The sequence below is a fragment of the Micromonospora sp. WMMD558 genome (assembly GCF_049315255.1).
In the GTDB taxonomy this organism is placed as follows: domain Bacteria; phylum Actinomycetota; class Actinomycetes; order Mycobacteriales; family Micromonosporaceae; genus Micromonospora.
In genome coordinates this window covers 5,870,063-5,887,925 of the sequence record NZ_CP186061.1, presented here as the reverse complement: position 1 = coordinate 5,887,925, position 17,863 = coordinate 5,870,063, and the positions used below count along the sequence as shown (strand labels likewise).

Annotated in this window: 17 protein-coding genes; 13 read left to right on the top strand and 4 right to left on the bottom strand. The window is 68.9% G+C overall.

Features of this window, described 5'->3' with window-relative positions; all coding sequences use genetic code 11:
* Positions 1-684: 684 nt before the first annotated feature.
* The gene (locus ACN26Y_RS27900) at positions 685-1,581 is read right to left on the bottom strand and encodes an IS982 family transposase (RefSeq protein ID WP_155331462.1); all 897 of its coding nucleotides are present in this window, start codon (positions 1,579-1,581) and stop codon (positions 685-687) included.
* 144 nt (positions 1,582-1,725) lie between these two features.
* Between ACN26Y_RS27900 and ACN26Y_RS27895 the strand changes: the two genes are divergently transcribed.
* Both ACN26Y_RS27895 and ACN26Y_RS27890 read left to right on the top strand, forming a co-directional pair.
* Positions 1,726-2,220 carry a GNAT family N-acetyltransferase gene (locus ACN26Y_RS27895; RefSeq protein WP_155333114.1) on the top strand — a complete coding sequence of 165 codons (495 nt, stop codon included), beginning with the start codon at positions 1,726-1,728 and terminating at the stop codon, positions 2,218-2,220.
* A 352-nt stretch (positions 2,221-2,572) separates the two neighbouring features.
* Positions 2,573-3,298, top strand: a complete 726-nt coding sequence (locus ACN26Y_RS27890) for a DUF3592 domain-containing protein (RefSeq protein WP_155333113.1) — start codon at positions 2,573-2,575, stop codon at positions 3,296-3,298.
* Positions 3,299-3,580: 282 nt separating this feature from the next.
* On the opposite strand, the gene ACN26Y_RS27885 is transcribed toward ACN26Y_RS27890, so the two are convergent.
* A complete protein-coding gene (locus ACN26Y_RS27885) occupies positions 3,581-4,021 on the bottom strand; it encodes a VOC family protein (protein ID WP_155333112.1) in 441 nt (146 codons plus the stop codon).
* Positions 4,022-4,036: 15 nt separating this feature from the next.
* On the bottom strand, positions 4,037-4,291 hold the full coding sequence (locus ACN26Y_RS27880; RefSeq protein WP_230688804.1) for a hypothetical protein: 255 nt from the start codon (positions 4,289-4,291) through the stop codon (positions 4,037-4,039).
* Between the two features lie 156 nt (positions 4,292-4,447).
* Here ACN26Y_RS27880 and ACN26Y_RS27875 point away from each other — a divergent pair, with 156 nt between their 5' ends.
* From ACN26Y_RS27875 to ACN26Y_RS27865, 3 genes are all read left to right on the top strand, one after another.
* A complete protein-coding gene (locus ACN26Y_RS27875; protein ID WP_422733786.1) occupies positions 4,448-4,750 on the top strand; it encodes a transposase in 303 nt (100 codons plus the stop codon).
* A complete protein-coding gene (locus ACN26Y_RS27870; RefSeq protein WP_422733785.1) occupies positions 4,747-5,640 on the top strand; it encodes an IS3 family transposase in 894 nt (297 codons plus the stop codon). Before ACN26Y_RS27875 ends, ACN26Y_RS27870 begins: the two co-directional genes overlap by 4 nt.
* Positions 5,641-6,069: 429 nt before the next feature.
* The gene (locus tag ACN26Y_RS27865; RefSeq protein ID WP_422733784.1) at positions 6,070-8,394 is read left to right on the top strand and encodes a DUF4132 domain-containing protein; all 2,325 of its coding nucleotides are present in this window, start codon (positions 6,070-6,072) and stop codon (positions 8,392-8,394) included.
* Here the strand turns inward: ACN26Y_RS27865 and ACN26Y_RS27860 are convergent.
* The gene (locus tag ACN26Y_RS27860) at positions 8,338-8,619 is read right to left on the bottom strand and encodes a hypothetical protein (RefSeq protein WP_155333110.1); all 282 of its coding nucleotides are present in this window, start codon (positions 8,617-8,619) and stop codon (positions 8,338-8,340) included. The genes ACN26Y_RS27865 and ACN26Y_RS27860 overlap by 57 nt on opposite strands.
* A gap of 255 nt (positions 8,620-8,874) precedes the next feature.
* On the opposite strand from ACN26Y_RS27860, the gene ACN26Y_RS27855 reads away from it, so the two are divergent.
* The 8 genes from ACN26Y_RS27855 (at position 8,875) to ACN26Y_RS27820 (ending at position 17,795) form a co-directional block, all read left to right on the top strand.
* Positions 8,875-9,420, top strand: a complete 546-nt coding sequence (locus ACN26Y_RS27855; RefSeq protein ID WP_422733782.1) for a hypothetical protein — start codon at positions 8,875-8,877, stop codon at positions 9,418-9,420.
* A gap of 246 nt (positions 9,421-9,666) precedes the next feature.
* Entirely contained in the window at positions 9,667-10,533 is an 867-nt protein-coding gene (locus ACN26Y_RS27850; protein WP_196255714.1) for an NAD(P)-dependent oxidoreductase, read from the top strand.
* 210 nt (positions 10,534-10,743) lie between these two features.
* Positions 10,744-11,502, top strand: a complete 759-nt coding sequence (locus tag ACN26Y_RS27845; protein ID WP_422733781.1) for a helix-turn-helix domain-containing protein — start codon at positions 10,744-10,746, stop codon at positions 11,500-11,502.
* Positions 11,503-11,601: 99 nt separating this feature from the next.
* Positions 11,602-12,564: an alpha/beta hydrolase gene (locus ACN26Y_RS27840; protein WP_196255713.1), complete on the top strand. Its 963-nt coding sequence runs from the start codon at positions 11,602-11,604 to the stop codon at positions 12,562-12,564.
* A gap of 166 nt (positions 12,565-12,730) precedes the next feature.
* On the top strand, positions 12,731-14,116 hold the full coding sequence (locus ACN26Y_RS27835; RefSeq protein WP_422733780.1) for an MFS transporter: 1,386 nt from the start codon (positions 12,731-12,733) through the stop codon (positions 14,114-14,116).
* A gap of 135 nt (positions 14,117-14,251) precedes the next feature.
* A complete protein-coding gene (locus tag ACN26Y_RS27830) occupies positions 14,252-15,094 on the top strand; it encodes a HalD/BesD family halogenase (protein WP_155333106.1) in 843 nt (280 codons plus the stop codon).
* 21 nt (positions 15,095-15,115) lie between these two features.
* A complete protein-coding gene (locus ACN26Y_RS27825) occupies positions 15,116-15,967 on the top strand; it encodes a class I SAM-dependent methyltransferase (RefSeq protein ID WP_155333105.1) in 852 nt (283 codons plus the stop codon).
* A gap of 22 nt (positions 15,968-15,989) precedes the next feature.
* The gene (locus ACN26Y_RS27820; RefSeq protein ID WP_422733779.1) at positions 15,990-17,795 is read left to right on the top strand and encodes a choline/carnitine O-acyltransferase; all 1,806 of its coding nucleotides are present in this window, start codon (positions 15,990-15,992) and stop codon (positions 17,793-17,795) included.
* Positions 17,796-17,863: the final 68 nt, after the last annotated feature.

Sequence of the window (17,863 nt, the reverse complement as noted above, 5' to 3'; positions counted from 1 at the left end):
GCGTGATGGGGAAAATCGCGGATCGTGGGACGAGAGTCAGCGGCCCGCTGACCGGGCCGGCGCAGAACGCATCCGCACGGAGCGCCTCGTCCGCCGAGCCAGGGCCGCAGTGGCAGTCAGGACCGACAGGTCCTGAAGGAGCCGGACCAGCCTCAGCAACGCGAACGAGGTTCCGGTGCTCTGGCATGACCTGCAACACCTGGCCGGGATCTTCCGGCTGCTGGCCTACCTCGACCTGCCTGACGTTCGAGCCGACAGAGGCTGAACTCGCGCTGACGACGTGGGCGTTCCTGCCTGCCTCGATCGCCGAGGTGCATCATCCGTCGAGAGAGTCACCGAGCCGCTTCCGGACACGCTCGGGCGATTCGTCGATCCGGATCTGCAAACCGCCAGAGGTAGATCTGCGTACCGGACCCGTTCGTCGTAACCGTTGGCGGGCAGTCTGAGCGTCAGGCCGTCACGATGAACACCGATGTTCGTGCCAGGGCGGCCGGTCACAGCCGGCGGTGAACGCCTCGTTCAGAAGTCCATCCCGGGAACCTGAGCCCCGGGTAATCCGCTTCGGCGATCCGTCGGACAACCGCCAGGTGCGGCAACCACACGGACCGGCGGCTGATCTTCAGTGTCGGATGACAGGTGACAGTTCGCCGTCTGACAGGGCCTAGACGAGTGATTCCGAATGGATCAGTGGTCGTACGCGGTCAGGGAGCGTTTGACGTCGGCGTTTATGCGCCAGTTGTGCCAGATCGCGGCGGTCATGGCCAGGAGCCGTTGGGCGACGCGGGCGTACACCCCGGCCGGTGTACGACCGCCGTGTCCTTCCAGGTTGAGCTGGCCTTTCAGGGTCTGGTTGACCGACTCGATCCACTGCCGGACCCCGGCGAGGTTGCCGAAACGGCGCCGTTCGTCCTTGCGGTCCGGCCTGGCCAGTAGCACCTCGACCTGCTCGGCGCAGTAGCGTTCGATCGCCCTGCCAGCCAGGCCCTTGTCGGCCAGCACGACCATGCCCGGTGCCAGAGCGCCCAGTTCGCGTGCGTAGTCGAGCAGGTCCTCGGCGATCTCGCGTTCGCCGATCTTCGGGTCGGCCAGGCACCACGCCAGCGGGAGCCCTTCGGCGGTGGTCAACAGGTACAGCTTCAGGCCCCAGTACCAGCGCGAGTGCGACGCGCAGTAGCCGTAGCCGGCGATCTCGGCCAGCGCGGAGCGCTGCACGGTGGACCGAGAGGTGCCGCACGGCACCGGGGTGGCGTCCAGCAGCCGCAGCTGGTCGCCGATGGTGGGGCACAGCCCGGCCAGGTACATCGTGGTTCGGCAGATCAGCGGCGCGGCGGCCTTGACCCGCTTGTGGTAGCCGGGCTGTTTGGGCAGGTAGGGAAACAGATGCCCGAGACGGCCGTAGCAGATCCGCAGCCAGTGGTGCTCGGAGCGGGCGCCCAGCAGCACCTGAGCCACGGCCAGGCAGACCAGTTCGGCCTCGGAAAGTCGCTTCGGCCGGCCCGGGCCTTTGCGGCCGGGCGGGATGACGTGGTCGTCGATAAGCACGTACAGTGCGGTCAAGAGGGTGTCGAGGTCTGTCTTCACAAACGACCATCGATGCCCTCTCTACTTGCGCTGGTCAACCTGCCACGCCGCTCAACCCAGAGTTGGGAATCACTCGTCTAGACGTCACACCGCGTCACCGGATACCGGGTTGCCTGCCCGCCACGCCTGCGGAACGCTCTCCGCATGATCAATACCCGTGTGCTCGGCGAGGGCGATTGGAAGATGTGGCGGGAACTGCGGCTCGCTGCGCTGGCGGAGGCCGGGTACGCCTTCGGCGCCCAGCTGGCGGACTGGCAGGGTGACGGCGACCGGGAAGAACGCTGGCGCGGGCGACTGGTTATCCCCGGCTCGTACAACATCTTGGCCATGCTCGACGGGCAAGCCGTCGGGATGGCCAGCGGGGTGCCCACCGACCACGACGGGGTCGTGGAGCTGATCTCGATGTACGTGGCACCCGCGGGACGCGGCCAGGGCGTGGGCGACCACCTCGTGCGGGCGGTCGAGCAGTGGGCCCGGCTGGTGGGCGCGCGGACGCTGCGGCTGGCCGTTGTAGAGGGCAACACGAACGCCTGGGCCCTCTACCAGCGAAACGGCTTCCGTGACACGGGTGAACCCGGCGACCTCATGCCCGACGGCGTGCGCCGCGAGCACATCATGGCCAAGAGCCTCGTCGGTTAGCGGTCGGCCATCGGTCGAGGGGCTCCGACCGGAGGCCGCACAGCCGGTAGCCAGCGGACGGGACATCGTGTAACCCATCAAGCGGAGCTACCGCGTAGGGAAATCTGCCCACAAGATCGCTCGCTTGCGGAGGCCGGAAGCGCGCCGCCAGCCAGCTCTGCACCGCTGAGGCTGGCGGCCATGGTGGGGAGGGCTGTACCGGCGCTTCGGCCGCGCCGCCAGCACCAGCCTGACATGGCTCCAATCCCTGCTGCCAACCCGCCCGACGGCCAGCGGCTGCACAGTCGCAGGGCTGAACCCTTCCCGAGGCGCGATGCCCGAGCCGTTGCCCACCGGGCCTATGCTGCCGGCCATGCAGCCACCGCGTGGTCTTCGGTGGGTGAACCCGCTGGGCACGGCGTATCTGGCGGCATTCACCGTCGCCGGGGCGGTCGGCGCCCTGGCGGGAACAACCTGGATCCGAGCCGACATCGTGGTCCTGCCTGGCACGCTACTGTGGTGCGGCGCCCTGATGGGGGCCGTGCTGGTGAGCGCGCCACCTCCCCGCATGGGCCTGCTGGTCATGGCCTGGCTGGTCAGTGCCTTCCTCATGTTCATGGCTGCCACGGGACTGTGGTCGGCGGTGCTCGCGCATCGTGGCGAAAAGGTCGACGCCACCGTCGTCGCCCTGCGGGACGGTGGGGAGAAGGGTCGCCACATTTATTACACCCTTGCGGATCCGGGCGGACGCCGTATCCCCGGCGAATTGGGGCAATGGCCAGGGAGCAGCATTGGCGCCTCGGACAACCCGGAAGGCTCAGTGGGGCAACGTGTCACGGTGGTGCAGGATCCCGAGGGCCTGGTCGACCCGCGCCTGCCTGAGGAGCTCACCGACAGCGAGGGCGTGTGGATTCTCGGGATGGTCGTCTTCGTCGTTGTCGCCGTGCTCTGCATGCTGGCCGGTCGACCCGAAGCCAACCATGACGCGCGAACAACACCCTCAGGTTCACCCCGGCGGCCAGCTGAACGCTCCGCTACCAAGACTGGCGGCCCCGCCGGGCGCAAGCGCGCCCGGCGGAGTAAGAACCAACACCGCTGATGCAGCCGAGCCGACCGACGACGACCGGCGATGACGACCTCTCCTTCGGACAGAGCAGCGAGGAGGCAGGTGCTTCCGGCTGGTTCCAACTGGTTGCGAGCGTGCCGCCGCTGCCACGGGCCGCTCCAGTTCCAACGATCCTCTTCCGGCCAGCGATAGCGGACGTAGCTCGGCGCATCGCCGTTGTGGTGCCCGCCTGGCCTGCCTGTCGCGCTGGACTGCGAGGCTCTCCGGCCGGGCAACCCAGCCGGCCCGACACCAGCCGGGCCCAGGGGTTCGCGGTCAGTCCGCCTTCTGCAGCTCTTCGGCGAACATCACGAGAATGCCGCTGGGACCGCGGAGATAGGTGAGTTTGTAGACGTCCTCGTACGTGGCGACGCCGCGGAGCGGGTGACAGCCGTGCCTGGCGGCGACCTCGAGGGCGGCGTCGATGTCGTCCACGGCTAAGCAGACGCGATGCATGCCGATGGTGTTCGGTTGGACGGGCTCGGCCTCGATCGCGTCCGGGTGCACGTACTGAAACATCTCGATGCGACCGCGGCCGTCGGGCGTCTGGAGCACGGCGATGTCGGCGGTGTTGCCGTCCAGACCCACGGCGGTGTCAGCCCACTCGCCGCTGATCCGGGCGCGTCCGAGCACCGTCAGGCCGAGGTCGGTGAAGAAGGCGATGGCGGCTTCCAGGTCGCGGACGGCGATGCCGACGTTGTCGAGTCTGATGGACATGGATGCTCTCCTATGTCAAGGCACGGCCGGCACGAGGTTCCGGCCGTGATCGAAGGATGGGGTTTCGACGGTGTTGAAGACGGTACGGGTGCGGTTGTCAGTCCGTCGCCGACGACCCCGGGGACCGGTCAGGACGGTGGGAACGAACTCCAAGAGCTGGAGCCTGCCGTCGAAGGTGCGCGAGTCGACCATCCGCAGCGCCACGTCCGGCCATCCGTCGTAGATCCGGTCCCTGCCGGTCACGCCGTTGACGACGGGGAACACCACCACCCGGTGGCCCCCGGGCCCCACAGGCCCGGCCAGCCCTCGGCCGCACCGTACCCGTCGAGGGAGGTGATGTGGTCAACTGGGCCTGCCCCGATTTGACGGACATCCGAGATCAGGGGACCTGGGGTCTCCGGGAGGATGTCCAGCATCATGGAGAGCGTGGGTAAGAAGCGGTCGAGGCCTCGGAGGGCGTTCACGCCCGAGTTCAAGGCCGAGATCGTCGAGTTGTGTCAGCGCGGCGATCGCACGGTCGGGCAGGTCGCGAGGGATTTCGATCTGACCGAGACCGCGGTCCGGCAATGGGTCAAGCAGGTCGAGCTCGACGCCGGCACTCGGTCGGACGGGCTGACCAGCGACGAGCGGGCGGAACTGGCCCGGCTGCGGCAGGAGAACCGGCGGCTGCAGCAGGACGTCGACATTTTGAAACGAGCGACGGCTTTCTTCGCGAGGGAGACCCGGTGAACGTGTACCCGTTCATCGAGGCGGAGCAGGCCGGCAAGCACAACGTCAAGCGCGCGTGCGAGCTACTTCAGGTCTCCCGATCCGCCTACTACTCCCGTGGCGAGCAGAGCACCCGGGCCCGCGTCGACGAACAGCTCACCGAGAAGATCATCGAGGTGCACGCGGCGTCGAACGGCACCTACGGGGCACCACGCATCCACGCCGAACTCGCCGACGCCGGTCTGCGGCACGGCCGTAAACGCATCGCCCGCCGGATGCGCGCCGCCGGGATCCGCGGCAAGAGCCCCCGCCGGTGGCGGGTCACCACGATCCCCGACCCGACCGCGGCGACCCGGCCCGACCTGGTCAAGCGAAACTTCGCCGTCGACCCGGCAGCGATCGACACCCGCTGGTGCGGCGACATCACGTACATCAACACCTGGGAAGGCTGGCTGTATCTGGCCACCGTCATCGACCTCGCGTCACGGCGTGTCGTGGGCTGGGCCGTCGCCGACCATCTCAAGACAGACCTGGTCGACGCCGCTCTGACCGACGCGCTACGACGCCGCCGGCCCGGTGACGGCCTGGCCTTCCACTCCGATCGCGGCTGTCAATACACCAGCGCGCAGCACGCCCGCCTCGCGAAACGGCACGGCGTGCGGCTGTCAGTCGGCCGGAGCGGGCAGTGCTGGGACAACGCGGTGGCCGAGTCGTTCTTCGCCACCATCAAAACCGAACTCATTCACCGGCAGTCCTGGCCCACCCGCATCGCGGCCCGGCAGGCGATATTCGAGTACATCGAAGGGTGGTACAACACCCGCCGCCGACACTCCAGCCTCGGCTACCTCAGCCCCGCCGCCTACGAAAACGGCGCCAGCGTCCAACTGCTACCCGCCCTCAAGGTAGCCTGAAGATCAACACACCGACCCTGTCCGTCGAATCGGGTCAAGCCCAAACCATCAGTGTCGGCATGTCAGTGCCTTCCGTGTCGTGCCTGCGGGTTCCTCAACAGGATTGACCTGTCAACGCCGCGCGACTCATCGCGCCACGCCATCCAGGGCACCTCACGCCGGTCATGCGGGCCCCACCGGCCCGGGCGACCGTCGTGCTGTTAGCCCGTGTCATAAGGCTCGGAGGCAGGCCTGCTGCCGCGAGGTGGCTCGAATGTCGGTGTGCGGTTCTATGCTCCCGCCCGTGTTGATGACTATCGCGCAGCCGACTGAGCGGTTCGGCGGCCTGGTCCGGCCGACTGAGCTCGTCCGGCTGGTCGCGCTGGTGGGCGGATGATGTCGTCACCGTTGTCCAGGCATCGGGAGCAGGCACGTGACCTCATCCAGGGCGTGCGCTTCGACGATAACGAGGTGGTAGCCCGCCTGCGTCGGCACGTCCTGCCGACGCTTGACGACGAACGAGCCCTGTCGCTCTATGTTGTCCTGGTCGATCGGGCATCGGCGTTCCGGGGCTGGAGCTGGGGCGGCGCGCGGCTCTTTCTGGACCTGAACCGGCGTCTGCTGCCCTGGACGGCCGGCGACGTCCGGCTTCTCTTCGCGTTGACCATTGACGCGGCGTACCCGACCGACATCACTGTGCTCAAGGCTGCGGCTGCCGCGGCCGAGCAGCTCGACCCTGCCGAACGGACGCATTGCGTGGACAGCTTCCAGCAGGCATTGCGGCAAGTGGACGCGGGCTGGTACGGCTCAGGTGATCGGGCTCGTCTGCGGCTGCGGCTGAGGGCGCTGATCGAGTCCGCTTCCCCGTCTACTCCTGGCAAGGTCCAGACCGGTGTCATCCACGTCGAGGACGGCTGGAGCCGGGTGGCCGTCGAGCGGCTGTCGGCGGTGACCGCGGACGTGGACGTCGTCTCCAACCTGCTGGCACACGCCGGGACGATTCCCTCGGGTCCGCGGCCGAGCAAGACATGGCTCAAGCGGACCGGCGAACTGCTGGCCGACCGGCCTCGCGTGGTCGCCCTGGTACGTGAGCTGCTCGAACTGGCGCACACCTGCGAGCCCGCCGAAGTGGAGTCGTGGGGGTTCCAGTTCCCGCAGCGGATCGGTCCGAACAATGCGGACCTCGCCCGGGGGCTGCTGTGGGCTGCGGCCGCCAGCGGTGAGCCATGGCTGACGCCGCTGGTGCTGGCCCTACACGCCTCCGGACCCGAACCCAAGGTGCTCAACACCTGCATCGCGGTACTCGGCCGACGCGGCGACGCCGCGGCGATCGCCGGGCTGGTCCAGTTGCAGCGCACGACCCGCGACCGAGGAGAGCTCACCCAGATCGCGACCGCCCTCGACGAGGCGGCCGCCACCGCCGGTATCAGCCGCTCGGAGCTGACCGAACGGACCATCTCCGACGCCGGTCTCGACCGGCAGGGAAAGCGCCGGATCGTCCACGGTGATGTGACCGCCGTCCTCGCCATCGACGAATCCGCGAAGGTGACTCTGGTCTGGGAGCACGATGGTCGAAGGAGCGTCCGACCTCCCGCTCACGTCGACCCGGATCTGGTCCGCGCGCTCAAGCGCGACACCGCCGAGTTGAGAAAGCTGATCGCCGGTGAGCGTGACCGGCTTGAGGACCTGCTCGTCGAGGACCGCGAGTGGCCGCTGGACACGTGGCGGCAGCGCTACGCCAATCATCCGGTGACCGGCAGCCTCGCCAACCGGCTCCTGTGGCTCGTCACCGATGCCGGCCGGAGCGTGGCGGCGTTTCCCGCTGCGGACGGCCGGTTCACGCTCGCCAACGGCGACGTGATTGACCCGAGCGACCACGCACGGGTCAGGGTCTGGCACCCCGCCACCGCCGACCCCGACGAGGTCCGTGCCTGGCGCGCCCACATCCTGGCCCGGGAGCTGACCCAGCCGTTCAAGCAGGCATTCCGTGAGGTCTACCTGCTGACCCCCGCCGAGGAGGGGACCCGCATCTACTCCAACCGGTTCGCGGCGCACGTGCTGCGTTACCAGCAGACGTACGCGCTGATGAAACAGCGCCGCTGGGCTACCAACTACCTCGGGGGCTGGGACGGCGGCTACGACGGCGAAGCGAGACGGGACTTCGCGTCCCACGGGCTGCGTGCCGTGTTCTTCCACCAGCCGGCCGGCGACGAGGACGGCCACACGGTCCAGTACTGCACCACAGACCAGGTGCGGTTCCAGCGACTCCGCGGGCAGGACCGGGAACCGGTTCCACTGGCCGACGTCCCGCCGGTGGTCTTCTCCGAGGCCATGCGCGACGTCGACCTGTTCATCGGGGTTGCCTCGATCGCGACCGACCCGACCTGGTTCGACCGCGGCGCGGACCGCCACTTCGCCTACTGGCAGAGCGTCGCCTTCGGTGACCTCAGCGCCAACGGACAGATCCGCCGGCACGTCATCGAACACCTGCTACCCAAGCTGAAAATCAGGGACCGGGCGAGGCTCGATGGCAACTACCTGGTGGTCAACGGCCAGAAGCGCACGTATCGAATCCATGTGGGCAGCGGCAACATCCTGATGTCGCCGAACGACCAGTACCTCTGCATCGTTCCAGCGCGAGCGACGAAACCGACCGGAGTCCGCTTCTTGCCGTTCGAGGGCGACGACATGTTGGCCGTTGTGCTGTCCAAAGCACTCCTACTGGCCGACGACCACCGCATCACCGACCCGTCGATCGTGCATCAGATCCGCTGAGCGCGGATCGGCACGCTTCCGAACCGCCTCAGCCTCGCCCTTGGCGTAGGCGTAGGCGTAGGCGCACTCGGCGCACCGGGCGGACAGCTCCAGAAGCTTCGTCATCGGGCTGCCATGCTCGGATGGTTGGCACGGCATGACATGACCGTTCATCTCCGTCACCAGCGCCGGCCACTGGGGCCGACAGCGGCAGGTAGATTTCCTGGTCCTGAACAGCTTGATCACGTACGCTCCCGCACTCTGACGTTGAGGCGAGGAGCCTAGCGGGCGGTTGGACCATCGGACTCCGCCCCGAACCCCGGCCTCGGAACTCGGCGGACGGGGGCTGGGGGATCTCCTCGGTCAGGCACCACGAGGGCTACCCGAGAACCCCGGCCACCCCAGGCCATCCATGGGCCAATATCGGGGCACGTAGCCGTTACATGCGGGCCGAGCCGCGCCCGGGCCATGCGGTGGTCAGCTCATCGCTACCCTGCCGGGATGGATGTCGACGAGCGCCTGCGGCGGACCCGTGGCTGGCTGTGGGTCGTGGTGGTGGGGCTGTTCCTGAGCGGGGTGACCGCGTTCCCGCTCGAGATCGAGGTGCGCTGGCTGCTGCGGGCGGTCGAACCGCTCGCCGATGAGGTGCCGGCGTTGGTCGGCTGGGTCGAGCGGGTCCACGTCGGGCTGGTGGAAACCGGAGACCGGTACCCGTTCATGCGGTACGGGACGGACTGGCTCGCGTTCGCTCATCTGGTGCTCGCGGTGGCGTTCTGGGGGCCGCTGCGCGACCCGGTGCGCAACGTGTGGGTGGTCCAGGTCGGCATGATCGCCTGCGCCGGGATCGTGCCGCTGGCGCTGATCTGTGGACCGGTCCGGGAGATCCCATGGTTCTGGACGGTGGTGGACCTGTCCTTCGCTGTCGGGGCGTTCCCACCGCTGTGGTTCGCCTACCGGCACATTCGGGTGGTCGAGGCGCAGCAGGCCTGGCAAACGGATGTGGCCGGCTCGTCGACGTCCGAGGCCTTCGGGCCGGCAGGTCCGTAGCGGCCGACGGCCGCCGGCGACACACGCACCGAAGCCCCTCCGCAACCTCGGACACGCACTCACCCGTACGGTCCGTGCTCCAGACGCCCGGCGGCCGCGGTCGCATCGAGATGGTCCAGTACGTGCATCCGGACGCGATCGAGGCCGAGCCCCGGTCCAACCGAACCGCACCCGTCGCCCGCCGGCCTGCTCATCGAGCGGGCGCCGGCTTGACCTAAAGCAAGGTTCATGTTCGAAGATCGAGCCATGGTCGACGTCGGGAAGTCAGCACCCAGGATCGCAGTCATTGGCACAGGGGCCATCGGTGGTGCGGTGGTACATCGACTGCTAGGAGATGGGCGCCACGTCACGGTGTGGAACCGTACCGAAGGCCGGGCGAGGGACCTGGTGGTCGCGGGGGCGCTGCCAGCGCGATCCGTCCGGGAGGCGGTGTCATCAAGCACCCTGGTCTTCCTGACCCTCAAGGACTACGCGGCGGTTGAGCAGTGCCTTGGCCAGCTCGACATGGACCTGTCGGGGCAGACCATCGTCGGGATGTACACGGGTAGCGCCAGCGAAGCCCGGCTGGCTGCCCAGCGGGTCGCTGGCCTAGGCGCGCAATACATCGACGCGGGGATCCAAGCCTCGCCCGAGGTGATCGGCACCGATGCCGCAACCATCCTGTACAGCGGATCCCCCGAAGCATTCGAGCAACACAGGGCGACCCTCGAGCTGCTGAGCAAGCCACGCTTCGTCGGTGAAGCGCCGGAAGCGGCCGCGGTCTGGGACCTCGCCCTCTTCGGAGTGTGGTACGACGCCCAGCTCGGCCTGCTACGAGCCCTTGAAACGGCACGCGCGGCTGGCATCAATGTGCTGGAGTTTTCTCGCACGGCGAGTACGCAGCTCGGCCACGTCGTTGCGGCGGTTCCCGCCACCGTCTCGGAGATGCAACAGGGCATCTACCCTGCGGGCCCCGCAGACCTCACGGAACATCTGACAGTCGTTCGCCACCTCATCGAACTGCGGGCGGGCCGACGGCTCAGCGATGGGGGGCTACCAGAGGTGGCAGCGAAAATCGAAGCGCTCATCGCCGACGGCCGCGGAGGCGAGGGCTTGACCGCGACGGCCGGGTAGCGTTCGGCCCACCGACACCCGCTGCTCCACATAGGCGCACCTGACCGGGCCGTAAGCAGTCACTTGGCCGACGAGCGGACGCTCTGAATCGGAGCCGGTCGAGGTGACACGTACCATCGTGGTGTGCGATCTGCCGAGCCGGTCCGCGTCGGTTTGCCTGCTTGGGATATCGCGGTCCCATCACGACCGGGCCGGCTGGCAGGGGCCACTATGGCGGGGTTCAGCGATCGGGCTGACACCCTTGTCGAGGTTGAGGTTGTGCCGCACCCCGCGCTTATGGTGATCTTCGACCTCGGCGACCAACCGCTTGTCGTCGACGACGGCAGTGGACAGCAACAGCGAGGCTGCGTCACCGCCGGACTCGCGCCTCCCCATGGTGCTCGAGGACGAGGCCAGGCCGGAAGCTTCGCGTGCCTTCAGGTGCGGCTGTCACCCGTGATCGCGCACGCGGTCCTGGGCGCCGCGCCGGAGCTGAGCGGGGCCGTGACAGCCCTCGACGACCTCTGGGGGCGCGACGCGGCGCGAATCCAGGAGCGGCTGCGCGCCGCGCGATCCTGGGACGACCGGTTCGCGATCGCCGAGGTGGCGCTGGCCCGACGTCACGACGCGGGCCGCGCGGTCGATGCGGAAGTCGCCTACTGCTGGCGGCGGATGGTGACCGGCCGGGGGCAGGTGCGGGTCGAGCGGCTGGCAGCCGAGGTCGGATGGAGCCGCAAGCGGCTGTGGGCCCGGTTCCGGTCCCAGATCGGTCTCACCCCCAAGCGTGCCGCCCAACTCATCCGGTTCGATCATGCGGCCCATCGCCTCGCCGCGGGTCACAGCGCGGCAGCGGTGGCGGCAGACAGCGGTTACGCCGACCAGTCCCACCTGCACCGCGACGTCATGACCTTCACCGGGGCGACGCCCGCGACCGTGGCAAGCGCGCCGTTCCTCGCCGTCGACGATGTCGCTTGGCCTGCCCGGCCCTGACGTCAGACCGTGTGAAGTCCGCGCCTGACATTCGTCCAATCCACCGGCAAGCACCGACTGTGACAGTGAGCTCATAGCGTCTGCATCCCGGAGGACACCATGAGAGGCAAGGCTCCACTGGGCACCCGGATCCTCAAGGACACCCAGGACTGGGAGGCTCTGACCAACGATCAGGTGATCGCCGCGCGCGAGAAGACCAACCGCGCGGCATCGTCTCGTGCCGCACGAATGATCACCGGCCTGCCGGACCGCCGCGCGCGCATCGAGGAAACCTCGATCGATCTTCCAGGCCGCCGCCTGATGCTGCGGGTACACCGCCCGAAGGACGCCCGCCGGAGCCTGCCGTTGATCGTCTCATTCCACGGCGGAGGTTTCTTCGCGGGCACCGCAGCTCAGAACGACTGGCTCAACAGCCACCTCGCGGCCCAGTGCCCGGCGGTGGTCGTCTCGGTGGAGTATCGCCTCGCCCCGGAGCACCCGCTGCCCCAGCCGATCGACGACGGCTACGACACCGTCGTCCGGCTCGTCGACGACGCCACCCGTTGGGGCATCGATCCCGCAGCCGTCGCGGTCATGGGCGAGAGCGCGGGTGGCACGATCGCCGCACTAATCGCCCTGCGTGCCCGCAAGGACGGCCCGCCGCTGCGCGCACAGGCGCTGATCTACCCGGGCACGGACTGGACCGAGAGCATGACCGAGTACTCCTCGATCACGGAGAATGCCGACAACCCCACCCTGTCGGTGTCCCGGCTACGCGCAACCCGCAAGTTGAGCGTGCCACCCACCCTCGACCCGCGCAGTGTGTCACCCGTCAAGTTCGACAACCTCGCCGGACTGCCATCGACACTGGTCATCACAGCCGCACTGGATCCGCTGGCCGATCAGGGACGCCGCTACGCCGACCGGCTTCGTGAGGACGGCACCGACGTTCGCCTGACCTGCTACCCGAGGGCCACCCACACATTCCTGAGCACTCCAGGCCTGGTACCGGCCGCCCGGCCGGCGCGCCGCGAGATAGTCGCCTTCCTGCGCAGCCATGTCCATCGGGCTACGCGAAGCTGACCGACGAGCAGGACAGAGTCCGCTCATGCCGCTGGCCGCGTGTCGACCTGTCCGGGCCCGGCTGAACGGTGCCGGGACAGATGTGGGCATCCCGGCGGATGCAGCCCCGCCACGCTTCGGCCTTCGCTGGGCCATCCGCCTTGATTCCGCGCCTTAGCGTGGCAGGGTGGCAGCACCCCGCAGAGAACCGTCGGAGGCGATGAGCTGCCGGCTGACGTTCCTGTTCGCGGTGGCGGCGGGAGCTGCCATCGGCAACCTGTACTGGGCGCAGCCGCTGCTCGGCTTCATCGCAGGCGATCTACGCGCCGCGACCGCGACGGCCGGCTGGCTCGTCACCGCGACGCAGGTCGGGTACGCCGTCGGCGTGCTGCTGCTCGTGCCCCTCGGCGACGTCCTGGACCGCCGTCGGTTCGTCCCGGTGATGCTGCTGACCTCGGCCGCCGCACTGCTGCTGTGCGCGCTGGCGCCGTCGATCGGCGTACTCCTTCTCGCACTGGGCGTGCTCGGCGTGACGACGATTTCCGGGCAGCTCCTCACACCGCTCGCCGGGGACCTGGCCGGCGACGCTCACCGCGGTCGGATCGTCGGCGCCGTCGGGTCCGGGACCCTCACCGGTATCCTGGCCTCCCGCACGATCAGCGGTTTCGTCGCCGGCGCCGCCGGATGGCGTACGGTCTTCGCCCTCGCCGCGGTCGTCGCCGTCCTGCTCGCGGTCCTGCTCTACCGCGAGATTCCACCGCTGGCACCGCGGACACGCATGCCATACCCGCAGCTCATCGCCTCGGTCGGCGAGGTGGTCATGCGCGAGCGGGCGGCCCGATGGACGCTGGCCCTGGCCGCCACCGGGTTCGCCGTGTTCTCGCTGTTCTGGACGGCGCTGACATTCCTGCTCAGCGGCCCACCGTTCCGGTACCCGGTAGCGGTGATCGGGATGTTCGGGTTGGCTGGCCTCGCTGGTGTCCTTTCCGGCCTGCACGGCGGTCGTCTGCACGACCGCGGTTGGTCGCTTCCGGCCACCGGCGCGGCCTGGGTCGTGGCCCTCGGCGCCTTCGTCGTCGCGGCGTTCGCCGGCCGGTCCGTCGTACTGATCATCATTGCGATCGTCATGATCGATGTCGCCCTCCAGACGCAGGCCCTTCTCAACCGGGCGCGGCTGTTCGCCCTCTCCCACGAGGCCCGCAGCCGGCTCAACACGGCGCTAGCCACCGGCAACTTCATCGGCGCTGCTATCGGCTCCGCCGCCGCGACCACGCTCTGGTCCGCGGGCGGCTGGACAGCGGTCACGATCACCGGGACGGCGCTCTGTTGCCTCGGGCTCACCGTGTGGGCGCTGGGACGTCGTGGTCCACTCGTGATCCGCCTCGCCGTGACGGACGGCGTTGTAGCGGACCCCGGGATCTCAGCAGGTCCACTCACAGCCGGGCAGGGACGGGTCGAAGCCGTGCTCGACCAGCCAGCGGGCCGCCACCAGGCTCCGCCACGATCACCACGCGCGGATCACGTCGAGGTCGACGTCGGTGCCGTAGACGTCGGCGCGGCCGACTACCAGTAGTTGGGCTCATCCAGCGGGCCGCGCTCCGGTGCGGCGCTGTGAACAATGTAACCGACACTGGGCTAGACGCCGGTGAATCTTGTTAGGATTCCACAATTTCTTCATGCCGCCACCATTGAAGAAGGGATCCGTCCAATGAATATCGTGGACACCGTGCGCTATCCACTGGCCGACCCGGGAAGCGACGCATGGGAACGCGTCGTTTCGCAAACCCGCGCCGAACTGCGCGAACTCGGGTGCAGCGTGCTGCCGGAGTTCATTCTGCCGACGAGCTGGGAGGCGCTGCGGCGGGAGGGTGCCGGGGTCGCCCCGCTGGCGTACTACGACGTTGAGGAGACCAACGTCTACAACATCGCGTTCGACGACGACCTGCCGGCGCTGCACCCGGGCCGCATCGTCATGCGGCGCGGCAACGCGTTCGTCCCGCGCGACCGGATCCCCACCGACAGTGTCATCCACCGGCTCTACACCGACCCGTCGTTCGTGCGCTTCGTCGCCGCCTGCTTCGAACTCCCGGAGCTGCACGAACTCGCCGACCCGCTGTCCGGACTGGTGCTCAACGTCGTGCAGCCCGGCATGGAGCACCCGTGGCACTTCGACACCAACGAGTTCACCGTCAGCATGCTGACCCAGGAGCCGGAGGAGGGCGGCGTCTTCGAGTACTGCCCGAACATCCGTTCGGCGGGCGCGGAGAACTTCGACGCCGTCCGTTCGGTGCTCACCGGCGCCGACCGCTCACCGGTGCGGGCCCTGACCCTGCGCCCCGGTGACCTCCAGCTGTTCAAGGGCCGGTACGCGCTGCACCGGGTGAGCGCGGTGCGCGGCGCCACCGCCCGGCACTCAGCGATCTTCGCCTACTCCCAGCGCCCCGGCGTGATGGGCAGCGTCGCCCGTACGCGGCAGCTGTTCGGCCGGGTCCTGCCGGCGCACCGCGACGCCGAGCGCAATGCCGTGCGAGTCGACCAGTTGCTGGACTAGTAATCGCGAGGAGCCGCCCCCGTGCGTTTCGACCGGACCGGAAAAGTTTCCCTCGACGGCATCTACACGCAACCCGATCCCCGCGCCTATTTCACCACCCTGCGTGAGCTCGACTATTACATTCCCCAACTCGCCAAGCCCTATTTCCAGCACATCATCGGGCAGTACCGCCAATCGCGGCAGGTGGCCGTCCCGACCGTCGTCGACGTCGGCTGCTCCTACGGCGTCAACGCGGCCCTGCTGCGCTGCGACGCCACCATGGACGACCTGTACGACCGCTACACCGGCGCCGAGTGCACCCGGCAGGCGCTGCTGGAGCGCGATCGTGACCTGGTCCGGGCGCACCGGTCCCCGGCCCGGTTCGTCGGGCTGGACGTGTCCCGACCGGCGCTGAGGTACGCGTCGGCGGCCGGGTTCCTCGACGACGCCGTGCAGGCCGACCTGGAGGCGCGCGAACCCACGGCACGGCAGCGCGCCCTGTTCGCCGGTGCCGACCTCGTGATCTCCACCGGATGCCTCGGCTACGTCACCGGCAGGACCCTCATGCGCGTGGTGGACTCCCACCGGGACCGGCTGCCGTGGATGGCGCATTTCGCGCTGCGGATGTTCCCGTTCGAACCGATCGCCGACAGCCTCGCGGCCCTCGGTTACGACACGGTGCGGGTGGACCGGACGTTCCGGCAGCGCCGTTTCGCATCCGACCGGGAACAGCGGCAGGTGCTGGCGACGATGTCCGCCGCCGGCGTCGATTCGGAGGGCCTGGAGAACGACGGCTGGTTGTACGCTCAGCTCTACGTTTCCCGGCCCGTCGGCAGTCCCGACCCGTTGACCTTCGACGATGACCAGTCACTGATCCAGAAGGCCGCCCGATGAGCAGCGAATCCCAGGAGACCGAGTGAGCACTTTCAAAAACGAGGACGCGCTGCCGCGGGTGCCGTTGCCCGCACTGGAGGACACCTGCGCCCGGTTCCTCGAATGGTCTGCGCCGCTGCTGACGGAGGAAGAGTTCGCCGACACCGAGGCCGCCGTGCGGGAGTTCGGGCGGGCCGACGGTCCGGGGCCGAAGCTGCACGCCGACCTGGTGCGGTACAACGCGGACCCGGCCACGCACAGCTGGTTGGACGCGTTCTGGCCGGCACGCTATCTCGGTCGCCGGGACCGGATCGCGTTGAACGCCAACTTCATCTTCCTGTTCCGCGACACGCCGTTGCGCGGGTTCGCCGAGCCGCAGGTGGAGCGCGCGGCGAGGCTCATCGCCGCCGCCGTGAACTACAAGACCCAGCTCGACGACGAGCGCATCCCGCCGATCGTGACGCGCGGGCGGCCGTTGTCGATGGAGCAGAACAAGTTCCTGTTCTCGACCACCCGCATCCCCGGGCCGGTGCAGGACACCGTCCGAGCGCCGTACAGCGAGGAGATGCCGGGCCCGTCGACGGCGCGGCACATCGTGGTGTTCCAGCGCGGCAACGCGTACCGGATGGACGTGATCGGTCCGGACGGGCGCCCGTACTCCCTCGACGACCTGGTGGCCGGCCTGCGTGAGGTGCGGAAGGTCGGTGCCGCGCGGGCCGCGACGGCCACCGCGGCCGGCCATCTCACCACCATGGCCCGGGCCGAGTGGGCGGCGGCCAGGGACCGGCTGGCGGCACTGGATCCCGGTAACGCCGCGGCGCTGGACACCATCGAGACGGCGCTGTTCTGCGTGTGCCTGGAGGACCTGACGCCGGCCGACGACCTGGCGGCCTGCGACCAGTTGCTGCACGGCGACAGCGGCAACCGGTGGTTCGACAAGGCGGTGTCGCTCATCGTCTTCGCCGACGGCACGGCCGGCATCAACGTCGAGCACTGCGGGCTGGACGGCACCACCATCCTCAGCTTCGTCGATACGATGCTCGCCGCGTCGCCCGAGGAGCACGCCGCGCAGTCGGGTGCGGCGGCGCAGGGGGTGCCGGCGATCGAGCCGGTCACGTTCGTGCTCGACGACGCGCTGCGGGCCGACATCGCCGCCGCGGCACGCTCGTTCGCCCAGTACGGCGCGGACACCGCCACCGTGACCCTGTCCTTCGACGAGTTCGGGGTGGACGAGGTCAAGCGGCTGCGGATGTCGCCGGACGCGTTCGTGCAGATGGCTTACCAGCTCGCGCACAAGCGGGCCAAGGGCTTCATCGGCGCCACGTACGAGTCCATCGCCACCCGCCAGTACCTGCGGGGGCGGACCGAGGCGATGCGCGTCGTCACGCCCGAGGTGCTGCGGTTCGCAGCCACGATGGACGACCCCGCCGCGTCACCCGACGAGCGGCGGGCGGCGTTGCGGGCCGCGGCCGACAAGCATGTCGAACGGGCGAAGCAGTGCCAGGCCGGTGCGGCACCGGAGCAGCACCTGTGGGAGCTGCAGCTGATCCAGAAGCGGCGTGGCGCGGTGCTCGGCGTGCCCGAGTCGCCCCGGCTGTACGAGACGCCGGGGTGGCTCACGATGCGCGACGACTACCTGAGCACCAGCTCGGCGCCGTCGACCAGCATCCGCTACTTCGGGTTCGGCGCCACCAGCAGTCGCTGCATCGGGATCGCGTACGTGCTGCTGCCGGACCGATTCAACCTGTACCTCAGCACCCCGCGCCCGGTCGCCGACATGATGTACACCTTTGCCGACCGGCTCCGCGAAGCGTTGCGTGAGCTGCGCGACCTGCTCGACGAGCGGTAGCCCGGGTCACGCGTCCGCCGCCGGCCGCGGTGTCCTTGGACCGGATCCCGCCCGTCGCCCGGCGTGCC

Bases quoted from the DNA above. Each gene is read 5' to 3' on its own strand.
- ACN26Y_RS27890 (WP_155333113.1), top strand. From the start codon at position 2,573: ATGCAGCCACCGCGTGGTCTTCGGTGGGTGAACCCGCTGGGCACGGCG.
- ACN26Y_RS27840 (WP_196255713.1), top strand. From the start codon at position 11,602: ATGAGAGGCAAGGCTCCACTGGGCACCCGGATCCTCAAGGACACCCAG.
- ACN26Y_RS27850 (WP_196255714.1), top strand. From the start codon at position 9,667: ATGGTCGACGTCGGGAAGTCAGCACCCAGGATCGCAGTCATTGGCACA.
- ACN26Y_RS27855 (WP_422733782.1), top strand. From the start codon at position 8,875: ATGGATGTCGACGAGCGCCTGCGGCGGACCCGTGGCTGGCTGTGGGTC.
- ACN26Y_RS27885 (WP_155333112.1), bottom strand. From the start codon at position 4,021: ATGTCCATCAGACTCGACAACGTCGGCATCGCCGTCCGCGACCTGGAA.
- ACN26Y_RS27830 (WP_155333106.1), top strand. From the start codon at position 14,252: ATGAATATCGTGGACACCGTGCGCTATCCACTGGCCGACCCGGGAAGC.
- ACN26Y_RS27895 (WP_155333114.1), top strand. From the start codon at position 1,726: ATGATCAATACCCGTGTGCTCGGCGAGGGCGATTGGAAGATGTGGCGG.
- ACN26Y_RS27845 (WP_422733781.1), top strand. From the start codon at position 10,744: ATGGCGGGGTTCAGCGATCGGGCTGACACCCTTGTCGAGGTTGAGGTT.